At 67.7% G+C, this 6,874-nt stretch carries 3 protein-coding genes and 1 pseudogene; all 4 read right to left on the reverse strand.

What is annotated here, in order from left to right:
- Positions 1-73 precede the first annotated feature (73 nt).
- A pseudogene (locus tag AC1VAN_RS10670) lies at positions 74-2,033 on the reverse strand (phosphocholine-specific phospholipase C).
- A gap of 10 nt (positions 2,034-2,043) precedes the next feature.
- Positions 2,044-4,422, reverse strand: a complete 2,379-nt coding sequence (locus tag AC1VAN_RS10675) for a TonB-dependent receptor (protein WP_313115658.1) — start codon at positions 4,420-4,422, stop codon at positions 2,044-2,046.
- A 117-nt stretch (positions 4,423-4,539) separates the two neighbouring features.
- On the reverse strand, positions 4,540-5,466 hold the full coding sequence (locus AC1VAN_RS10680; protein ID WP_480985776.1) for a c-type cytochrome: 927 nt from the start codon (positions 5,464-5,466) through the stop codon (positions 4,540-4,542).
- Positions 5,463-6,809, reverse strand: coding sequence for a c-type cytochrome (locus AC1VAN_RS10685; RefSeq protein WP_154881325.1), 1,347 nt, complete (start codon positions 6,807-6,809; stop codon positions 5,463-5,465). Before AC1VAN_RS10685 ends, AC1VAN_RS10680 begins: the two co-directional genes overlap by 4 nt.
- Positions 6,810-6,874 lie beyond the last annotated feature (65 nt).

The following is a 6,874-nucleotide window of genomic DNA, read 5'->3' on the forward strand; positions in this document are numbered from 1 at the left end:
GGGTTGCAGGAGGCCTGAGCGGGATGTCCCACCCTGTGGAGCCGAGCACGCGCCCGGCTCCACAGAATCACTTTCAGCCGTGATCGAAGCGCAGCGGTTCGCTGCCCATGGCAGGGTCGCTGGTGCCAGGCCGGCCGTCTTCGGCACGTCCGGCGAGGCGTTGCTCGACGCCCTGCGAGCGCACGATCAGGTCGTACCAGCCTGCGGTTGGTGCGGGATCCCAGGCCAGTACGGTTTCCGCGCCGGCCACCAGCTGCAGTTCGCGGGTGGGCATGTGGCCGGCGTAGGCGCCGGCCTGCACCTGGACCTTCCGCGCTGAAGGCGATGGATTGCGCAGTGTCAGGCGCATCTGGCCGTCCGCGCGCTCCACGTGCGCGTGCAGCGGCGCGAGCGTGCCATCGCCGCGATAATGGCGATGGAATCCATTCGGTCCCAGCAGCCAGAGATCGTAACGACCCTGCGCATCCAGCGGCCAGCGATCCTGCAGCGGGGCACCCGGTACCACGGTGTAACGGCGCGGAACGGCGTCCAGGCGCAGGCGGTCGTAGACATGCAGCACGGCCGCGGCGCCATCGCTGGCCAGCTGCAGGGTGAGACCAGCACCATCCACCGATGTGGCCTGCACGTGCGGCCGATAGGGCAGTGCCCGTGCAGGACGTACGCCGGGCTCCTGGCGGGCCGGATGCAGGCCATCGGGCAGCGCGGGCACGGTACGGCCGGGCAGGGCGGCAGCGCGCGCGGCGACAGCGGTGACATCGGGCAGCGCCTTGGCGAAGGGGCGGGTGTCGCGCTGGGCGAAGTCGAAGGCGTTGCTCAGATCACCGCAGACCGCACGCCGCCACGGCGAGATGTCCGGCGCGGCGACGCCGAAGCGGCGCTCGATCAGACGCAACACCGACGTGTGGTCGTACACCTGCGAGTCGACCCAGCCGCCGCGGCTCCACGGTGAAATCACATACAACGGTACGCGCGGGCCAAGCCCATAGGGGCGCCCACGCAGCTCGGCGGCATCGTATTTCTGGTCGCCCGGTGCCGGGTGGCGGTGGTATTCGCCCTCGGTGCTGACCGCCGACGCACCGGCCCAGCCGGCACCAAGCGGGGAGGGCGGTGCGGGTGGCGGCACATGGTCGAAGAAGCCATCGTTCTCATCGAACATCAGCAGCAGGGCGGTACGGCTCCACACCTCTGGATCGGCGGTCAGTGCATCCAGCAGGCGCGCGGTATAGGCGGCGCCCTGCGCGGGGCTGGACGGACCGGGGTGCTCGCTGCCGGCTGCGTCGGCAATGATGAAACTGACCTGCGGCAGGCGGCCGCTGATCGCGTCCTCGCGCAGCTGCGCCAGGCCACGGGTACTGACGCCGCGCGCGCGCAGCTCCGGGTCATGCCCCGGGGCGCCGCGGTACGCCTGGCGGAAGGTCTCGAACCCGGCAAGCGGGTTGTCGGTGAAGTTGTCGGCCATGTCCTGGTAGATCTGCCAGGACACGCCGGCCTGCTGCAGCCGCTCGACATAGCTGGCCCAGCGGTACGAGTCCGGATGGCCGCCCAGCTCGGGGAAATTGTCGTGCGAATTGGCGATCACCGGGCCGCCTGCCTGGCCTTGGGCGTCGTTGTGGCCGGTCCACAGGAACACGCGGTTCGGGTTGGTGCCGGCCTGCATCGCGCAGTGGTAGGCATCGCACAGCGTGAACGCATCGGCCAGGGCGAACTGGAACGGCATGTCGCTGCGCTGGAAGTAGCCCATCGAGTGGTTCTGCTTGGCCTTGGGCCAGTGCGCCATGCGCCCGTGGTCCCACKCCTGCTGTGCATCAGGCCAGGTGTGGGGCGTGCCTTCCACCCGCATGTAGCCGAAGTGCGCAGCGGTATCCAACGGGAAGGGGGCGATGGCGCGTTGTCCGCTGGCGTCGGGCTGCAGCCACAGGCCGCGTGCGCGAAGCAGGGGCGATCGCTGCTGCCCGGGCGATGCTGGGCAGCAGCGGCGAAAGGCCGGCGGCGACGCCGGCCTGCAACAGTCGGYGTCGGCCGGTATCAGTCACAGGGTCACACTCACAAGTCCACGCGGAAGGAGATGCCGACGGTGCGCGGGGCGCCGATGAAGGCGTTGTCGCGGCCGTCCACCCCTGCAAGATAACGCTTGTCGGTCAGGTTGCTCACCACCAGGTTGGCGCCCATGCCCTTCAGGCGCGGCGACAGGCCCTGCAGGTCGAAGCCGATGTTGGCGTTGAACACGGTGGCCGAGGGCAGCTTGTTGACGTTGGCCGCATCCAGGTAGCGTTCGCCCAGGTAGCGACCGGACAGGCCGAAGTTCCAGTTCTCGCCCTGCCAGTCGGCCGACACCACCAGGATCTGCTCCGGCTGGCCGATCACCTTGGCGCCATCGACGATGCCCAGCTGCGTGTCGCGCGCGTCGTTGCCGCTGCCCAGGTACTTGGAACGGTTGTAGGTGTAGGCCGCATTGATGCGCCAGCCATTGTCCCAGCCGTAGCCGAAGGCCGCTTCCAGGCCGTTGCTCTCCACGCCGCCGAAGTTCTCGTAGACGCCATCGGTCTCGCCGAGGTAGTCGATGCCGCTGACCAGGCCGGCCGGCAGGTAGACGATGCGGTTGTCGAACTTGATGTTGTACAGGGTGACCGAGGCGGTCAGCGGCCAGCGGCTGATGCGCATGCCCAGTTCGATGTTGTCGGCGGTCTCCGGTTCGACGTTGCGGAAGCGCTGGGGATCGGTTTCACCCAGCACGCCGGACGGGATCGCGGCGAAGTTCTGCGAGTAGCCGGCGAACAGTTCCATGCCCTCCACACCCGGGGCCCAGGTGAAGCCGGTGGACAGCAGCGGATCGGACTTCGAGTCGGACTTCACATTCTCGGCGGCGCCGATCACGCGGCGGCGGGACTGGTCGACGAAGAACTGCTTTACGCCCAGGCGCGCGCTGAACGGGCCGAAGCGGGCCACGTCCTCGACGTAGTACATCTGCTCATCGACCTTGTACTTGTCCTCGAACTGCACCCAGTAGGGCTGGTGGTCGAAGGCGATGTCCTGGCCGACGTTGAGCAGGCGGTGCCAATCGCGGCGCACGGAGCGGTCCAGCTTCTCCACCCACAGCCCGCCGCGCACGGTGTTGTCGATGGCGCCGAAGGTCTGCCGCCATTCAACGTCGGCGGTAACGCCCATGCGATCGTTGTCGTAGTGGGAGTGGCGGTAGGACTGCGCGCCCTGCACGTTGCCGGCGTAGCAGTTGGGGTCGTACTCGGCGCTGAAGCCGAGTCGCGGCGTGCAGCTGGCCAGGCGCTGGGCGGAACTGCCGTCGGGGTTCACGAAGTAGATCTGGCCGCGGTTGCTGCCACCGTAGACCGTCCTGCCGCCGAGGTACTCCGACTGCGGGCGACCGGCACCGTCGTCGTTGACGTCGGCCAGGTACGGCGGCAGCCAGTCACCGCGGCCCTGCATGCGGTGCCCGTAGGCGGCCATCGAGGCCTTGAAGCCGTTGCCGCCATCGAAGGCTGCGCGCAGGTAGCCGAACGTGTTCTCGCGCAGTGCGCGCGAACCGGAGCGGTAGTTCTGGTCCAGGTACGGAATGCCGGTCAGGGTGCCGACCAGGCCGTCGCGGTCGGGGTTGGTGGCGAACCCCTTCGGCGAAACACTGGTGTACTCCGGCTCGTCGGCATCGTTGTAGGACAGGTAGCCGGTCAGGGTCCAGCGGTCCAGTTCGGTGATGAACTTGCCGGCGATGTTGTCGTTGCTGGTGTGGCCGGTGCCGTCGATCCAGTCATGCACGCGCGCCGACGATGCGCTGATCCACGCGCGGGTGTGTCCTGCAAGCAGGCCGGTGTCGTAGCGCACGTAATACTTGCGCGCTTCATTGTCACCGGCACCCACCACCATGCGCAGTCGCTGCTCCTGCAGTGGGTCGCTGGTGAGGAAGTTCAGCGTGCCACCGAGTGCTTCGTTCGAGCGCGAGGAGATATCGGCCGTGCCCTGGCTCACTTCCACCGTTTCCAGGTCGAGCGTGTCGATGTAGCGGTTGGCCAGCGAGCCGCCGCCATAACCGGAACCACCATTGGGCAGGCCATCGATGGTGGTGCCGATCTGCTGGGTGTCGCGGTTGGTGACAAAGCCGCGCATGCTGATCTGCGTGCCCCACACCGACGAACCGGTGGCATCGGCTTCGCTGACGACCACGCCGGGCACTTCGTTGAGCGCGCCATTGACGCTGCTCAACACCGTCTGCCGGTTCAACGTTTCCTGGCGCACCGAGGTCTTGGCATAGCTGGTGGCCTGGCCGATCACCTGTACCTGGTCCAGGGTCCGCGCGTCGGCGCTTCGCGTATCGGCCACATCGCCCTGCGGTGCTTCAGCCAGGGCATCCAGTGCGGGAGCAATCAGCAGGGCAAGCAGCGAGATACGGGGAAAGCGCGCAATCGTTCGCATCGAAACCGGACCTTCAAGGGAGGAAAGTCCGGGAGTGTCGGCAGCGCCGATGACATGGCGGTGACGCGCAGATGCAGGGAGTGTGTTGTGTGACGGCCGGCAAGACCGGGGCGTTGGTCAGTAGCGCGCGTCCTTCGGTTTCGGATCACGCGGCCAGTCCTTGGCTTTGCCGGCGAAGTCCGGGCGCGGCTGGTTGATGAAGTAGCTGGCGATATCCACCGCGTCCTGGTCGGGCATCACCTGCTGGCCCAGTGGCGGTTCACGGGTCATTGCCGGCGGCATGTTGTGCTTGACGAAGCCTGCGGCCTTGTACAGCCGCGCCATGCCGGCACCGATGTTGAAGCTGCGCTCGCCCCACAACGGCGGGAACGCGATATCGCCGCTGGCGTCGCGCCGGCCTTCGCCGTTGTCGCCGTGGCAGGCGGCGCACTGCGCGGCATACAGCGTCTGTCCACGTATCGGGTCCGGTGTCAGCGTGCTGTCGATCGGCCCTTCGCTGGGCGCGGCCACGCGCGCACCCTCTGGTACCGGGCGGCTCAGCCACGCCATGTATTCCAGCATCGCACGCATCTCCGGCGCGTCCTTGGCCAGCGGCTTGCCGTTCATCGAACGCTGCAGGCAACCGTTGATGCGCTCGGCCAGGCCGATTTCCCTGCCCGGTCGCGGCATGTAGCGCGGGTAGCTGCCGCCTCCGGTGTTCAAGTAGTGGTTGYCGAACGGTCGCTTGCCCTCGGCCATGTGGCACGAATTGCAGTTCAGATCGTTGCCGACGTTGTCCGGCAGCAGGCGTGCGGTCTCGTTGAGCAGGCGACGGCCGAACATCACCGCGTCGGCGTTGCCGAGGCTGGCGATCTCCTCGGCACTGGGCACGTGGTACTGGCCCACCACCTGGCCGTGGCTGTCGAGGATGTCCAGGGTCCTCGCGACTTCCGCGTCCAGGTCCGGGTACAGGTGCTGGTACAGCAGCGTGCCAGCACCGGCCAGCAGCACCGCAACGACCGCGCTGGCGATCAACACTGTCGAACGCTTCTTCGAACGCCTCATTGCGCCGTCTCCTGCGGGACCACATGCGCCGGCTTGTCACGCACCACCCGGCGCATGCGCGCTACGTCCAGTTCAGTGACCGCGCTGGCCTGGTTGCCCCAGCTGTTGCGGATGAAGGTGAGGATATCGGCGAGCTGCGCATTGGGCAGCTGCTCGAAGCCCGGCATGGTGAATGCCATGCGGTCATGCGCGGTATGTGGCGTGCGCCCGCCGGTGAGGGTTACCTGCACCAGCGAGCTGGGATCATCGGCGAAGACGATGGAGTTGCCCGCCAGGGCAGGGTAGACCCGTGGCATGCCGCGGCCATCTGCGCGATGGCAGGCCTGGCAGTGTTCGGCGTAGGCCAGCGAACCGGCCACCCGGTAGTCGCCGCCGCGCAGTGCGGCGGTAGTGGTGTCGGTGCCCGGCGTCCACTGCGCGCTGCGCCCTTCGCGGGCCGGCAGCTGCTTCAGGTACCGCGCCATCGCCAGCAGATCGGCGTCGGACAGGTACTGCGTGCTGTGCTCGACCACATCGGCCATGCCGCCGAAAGCCGCGGAGCGATCGGTGCGGCCGGTACGCAGGAACTCGACGATTTCGGCTTCGCTCCAGCTGGCCAGGCCGGTCTGTTCATTGCGCAGGTTCTTCGCATACCAGCCTTCCAGCACCGAGCCGGACAGGAACTGGCGGCTGCCATCGTCGGCCATCGCCTTTTCCTGGAAGGCCAGCCCACGCGGGGTATGGCACGCGCCGCAATGGGCCAGGCCTTCAACCAGTTCGGCGCCGCGCTGCTGGCCGGCATCCAGGGTGGGATCAGGGCTGAAGCTGCGCGGGCGTGCGAACAACAGCTGCCACCAGGCAAGCGGCCAGCGCATGTTTGCCGGCCACGGAATCGTGCTGTCGGCGTTGTCCTGCCGGACCGGCTGCACCGCACCCATGAAGTAGGCATACAGCGCCTTGATCTCGGCATCGCTGGCGATCACGTACGAGGCGTAGGGCATGGCCGGATACAGCGGCTGGCCGTCATGGCGGATGCCACGCCGCACCGCGCGCTCGAAATCGGCGTAGTCGTATGCGCCGATGCCGGTCTCCGTGTCCGGTGTGATGTTGGTCGAGTACAGCGTGCCCATCGGGGTCTGCATGCCAAGGCCACCGGCGAACGGCCTGCCGCCCGGTGCGGTATGGCAGGCGGCGCAGTCGGCAGCACGCGACAGGTACCGGCCCTGTTCGATCAGGGCCGGGTCGTGGATGTCGACCTCGGCGTGTTGCGGTGGGGCGAACCAGTACGGTGTACTGCGGGCGATGCCGTAAGCGGCGGCCAAGGTGGCGGCCAGGGCAATGGCGAGCTTGAACGGGGTGCGCATGCCGGCACTGTGGCCATTCGTGCGATGGCGTTCATTGATCCGGATCAATGCTTTGGCCGGTCGCG

The organism is Stenotrophomonas sp. 05L44_2 (assembly GCF_056665995.1).

Coding starts and splice junctions, on each gene's coding strand:
- AC1VAN_RS10675 (WP_313115658.1), bottom strand. CDS start 4,422: ATGCGAACGATTGCGCGCTTTCCCCGTATCTCGCTGCTTGCCCTGCTG.
- AC1VAN_RS10685 (WP_154881325.1), bottom strand. CDS start 6,809: ATGCGCACCCCGTTCAAGCTCGCCATTGCCCTGGCCGCCACCTTGGCC.